The organism is Glycomyces sp. NPDC021274 (genome assembly GCF_040641195.1).
Lineage (GTDB): Bacteria > Actinomycetota > Actinomycetes > Mycobacteriales > Micromonosporaceae > Glycomyces.
Genome location: NZ_JBFADC010000033.1, coordinates 1 through 3501 on the forward strand (window position 1 = coordinate 1; position 3501 = coordinate 3501).

The 3501-nt window shown below is 68.6% G+C and carries 4 protein-coding genes; 3 read left to right on the forward strand and 1 reads right to left on the reverse strand.

Features of this window, described 5'->3' with window-relative positions; genetic code table 11:
* Nucleotides 1-478, reverse strand: a 478-nt coding sequence (locus AB0I03_RS26245) for a response regulator transcription factor (RefSeq protein ID WP_360417275.1), incomplete at its 3' end; no start/stop codon positions are given.
* Nucleotides 479-803: 325 nt separating this feature from the next.
* Here AB0I03_RS26245 and pdhA point away from each other — a divergent pair.
* The 3 genes from pdhA to AB0I03_RS26260 form a co-directional block, all read left to right on the forward strand.
* Nucleotides 804-2021, forward strand: a complete 1218-nt coding sequence (gene pdhA, locus AB0I03_RS26250) for a pyruvate dehydrogenase (acetyl-transferring) E1 component subunit alpha (RefSeq protein WP_039634853.1) — start codon at nucleotides 804-806, stop codon at nucleotides 2019-2021.
* Between the two features lie 2 nt (nucleotides 2022-2023).
* Complete coding sequence (locus AB0I03_RS26255) at nucleotides 2024-3007, forward strand: alpha-ketoacid dehydrogenase subunit beta (protein ID WP_067349365.1); 984 nt, start codon at nucleotides 2024-2026, stop codon at nucleotides 3005-3007.
* A gap of 21 nt (nucleotides 3008-3028) precedes the next feature.
* The coding region (locus AB0I03_RS26260) for a biotin/lipoyl-containing protein (RefSeq protein WP_360417278.1) at nucleotides 3029-3501 on the forward strand (473 nt) is incomplete at its 3' end.

The following is a 3501-nucleotide window of genomic DNA, read 5'->3' on the forward strand; positions in this document are numbered from 1 at the left end:
GCTCGGTGAGGTTCGCCAGTCGGTCGTCGCCCTTCGCGGCGCTGCCGTCGCGAAGTCGTTCCAGGACGCGGGCGGTGGCCACCGGGTCGAGCAGTGATTTGCCGGCCGCCACGTCGCGGACCGCGGAGAGGAGTTCGCTGCCCCGGATGGCCTTGAGGACATAACCGGACGCACCGGCCATGATCGCATCAAAGAGGGCCTCGTCGTCGGCGAACGAGGTGAGCATCAGGCATTTGATGTCCTCGTTCTGCGAGCGGATCTCACGGCAGACCTCGACACCGCTGCCGTCCGGGAGCCGGACGTCGAGCACGGCCACGTCCGGACGCGTCGCAGGGATCCTGACCAGCGCATCAGCCGCGGTGCCGGCCTCGCCGACCACCTCGATGTCTTCCTCGACCGAGAGCATTTCGTGGACGCCCCGCCGGACCACTTCGTGGTCATCGAGCAGGAAAACCGTGATTTTTCCGTCTTCGCGCACATCCCCAGTCTCACACATCAACTCTTCCCGTGCTCCAGGTCACCGATATAACGTGCCGTTGTCCCGGCGGCCTGCAACGCTGTGACCAGGAGTTGTTCCCAGCCTTCGCGATTTACTTGGAAATCCAAGCAAAATCGCAGGTCAGCGCCATTTCCACTTCGGCTTTGACAATGGGTAACGTGCAATGAGCAGGCCACTCCGGGGCGCTTTGTTCCACCCGGATCCGGCCGCGTTCGCACACACCCCGTGCGCCGTATCGGATACCGGGTGAGCCGCAAACGGCCACCGGCGGACCCCGGGGGCCGGACAGACGGAGGAGCAGCACGTGACCGTGGAAGGCACTGCCGAGCGGAAAACCGCCCGCGGCGGCAGCAAGCGCACCACCGCCAAAAAGGCGACGCCGACGAAAAAGGCGACGCAGTCCGGGACCAGGAACAGCGCCCGGCCGGACGAGGCGGAGCAGGACCAGCTCGTACAACTGCTGACCCCCGAAGGGAAGCGGGTCGAGCACCCGGATTACGCGATCGACCTCTCGCCCGAGGAACTGCGAGGTCTGTACCGCGACATGGTGCTGACCCGGCGTTTCGACGCCGAGGCGACCACCCTCCAGCGTCAGGGCGAGCTGGGCCTGTGGGCCTCGCTGCTGGGCCAGGAAGCCGCCCAGATCGGCTCGGGCCGCGCGCTGCGCGACGACGACTATGTCTTCCCCACCTACCGGGAGCACGGCGTGGCATGGTGCCGCGGCGTCGACCCGACGAACCTGCTGGGCATGTTCCGCGGTGTCAACAACGGCGGCTGGGACCCCAACAGCAACAACTTCCACCTCTACACCATCGTCATCGGGTCGCAGACGCTGCACGCGACCGGCTATGCGATGGGCGTGCAGAAGGACGGCGCGGATTCCGCGGTCATCGCGTATTTCGGTGACGGCGCCTCCAGCCAGGGCGACGTCGCCGAGTCCTTCACCTTCTCCGCGGTCTACAACGCCCCGGTCGTCTTCTTCTGCCAGAACAACCAGTGGGCGATCTCCGAGCCCACCGAGAAGCAGACCCGAGTCCCGCTCTACCAGCGCGCCCGCGGCTTCGGCTTCCCCGGCGTCCGGGTCGACGGCAACGACGTCCTGGCCTGCCTGGCGGTGACCAAGGCGGCACTGGACCGGGCGCGCACCGGCCAAGGCCCCATGCTCGTCGAGGCGTTCACCTACCGGATGGGTGCCCACACCACCTCCGACGACCCGACGCGGTACCGCGCCGACGAGGAGCGGCTGGCCTGGGAGGCCAAGGACCCGATCCTGCGGCTGCGGAAGTACCTGGAGGCCGAGGGCTTCGTCGACGACGCGTACCTCGCGGCGATCGACGAGGAGAGCGAGACCCTGGGCAAGCGGGTCCGCGATGCCGTACGGGCGATGCCCGACCCGGACCACATGGCGATCTTCGAGAACGCCTATGCAGACGGGCATGCGCTCGTCGACGAGGAGCGCGCGCAGTTCGCCGCCTACCAGGCGTCGTTCGCCGACGCCGAAGCCGCCGCGGAGGGGAACTGACCATGGCCGTCCACGAGAAGATCACCATCGCCAAGGCGATCAACGCGTCGCTGCGCGCCTCCATGGAGGCCGACCCCAAGGTCCTCGTGATGGGCGAGGACGTCGGCAAGCTCGGCGGCGTCTTCCGGGTCACCGACGGACTCCAGAAGGACTTCGGCGAGGACCGGGTGATCGACACCCCGCTCGCCGAGTCCGGCATCATCGGCACCGCGATCGGCCTGGCTCTGCGCGGCTACCGCCCGGTCGCCGAGATCCAGTTCGACGGCTTCGTCTTCCCCGCCTACGACCAGATCGTCACCCAGCTCGCGAAGATGCACGCGCGGGCGCTGGGCAAGGTCAAGGTCCCGGTCGTCATCCGTATCCCCTACGGCGGCGGCATCGGCGCGGTCGAGCACCACTCCGAGTCCCCCGAGTCGCTCTTCGCTCATGTCGCGGGCCTCAAGATCGTCTCTCCCTCGAACTCCTCCGACGCCTACTGGATGCTCCAGCAGGCCATCGCCGGCGACGACCCGGTCATCTACTTCGAGCCCAAGCGCCGCTACCACGACAAGTCGCGCCTGGACACCGAGTCGATCCCGGACCCGCTGCACAAGGCCCGGATCACCCGGCCCGGCTCTGACCTCACGCTGGTCGGCTACGGCCCGATGGTGAAGGTCTGCGAGGACGTCGCCAAGGTCGCCGCCGAGGAGGGCAAGTCGGTCGAGGTCGTCGACCTGCGCTCGATCTCCCCGATCGACTTCGACACCGTGCAGTCCTCGGTCGAGAAGACCGGCCGGCTGGTCGTGGTCCACGAGGCGCCGGTCTTCTTCGGCTCGGGCGCGGAGATCGCCGCCCGGATCACCGAGCGTTGCTTCTACCACCTGGAAGCACCGGTGCTGCGGGTCGGCGGCTTCCACGCCCCCTATCCGCCGTCCAGGCTGGAGGACGAGTACCTTCCGGGGCTGGACCGGGTGCTCGACGCCGTTGACCGCGCGTTGGCGTACTGAGGGCTGAGGAGAGTCGTGACCATGACTGCAGGGACCGCCGGCGCCGCGAACACGCAGCGCATCCGCGAGTTCAAGATGCCCGACGTGGGCGAGGGCCTCACCGAGGCGGAGATCCTCAAGTGGTATGTCCAGCCCGGTGACACCGTCACCGATGGCCAGGTCGTGTGCGAGGTCGAGACCGCCAAGGCCGCCGTCGAACTGCCCATCCCCTACGACGGGGTGGTGCACGCGGTGAACTTCGACGAGGGCACCACCGTCGACGTCGGCACCGTGATCATCTCGGTCGACACCGACCCGGGTGCCGGGCCCGTCGCGGACCAGCCCGGTGCCGCCGCGGCGCCCGCCGTGACCGCGGAGGAGGACGAGGAGCCGCAGGGCCGGCAGGCGGTGCTGGTCGGCTACGGTGCCGCGCCGTCCTCGACCAAGCGTCGGGCCCGCAAGCCGCAGCCCGCGGTGCCGGCCCAGACCGAGCCGGTGAGCGTCGGCCTCCAGGC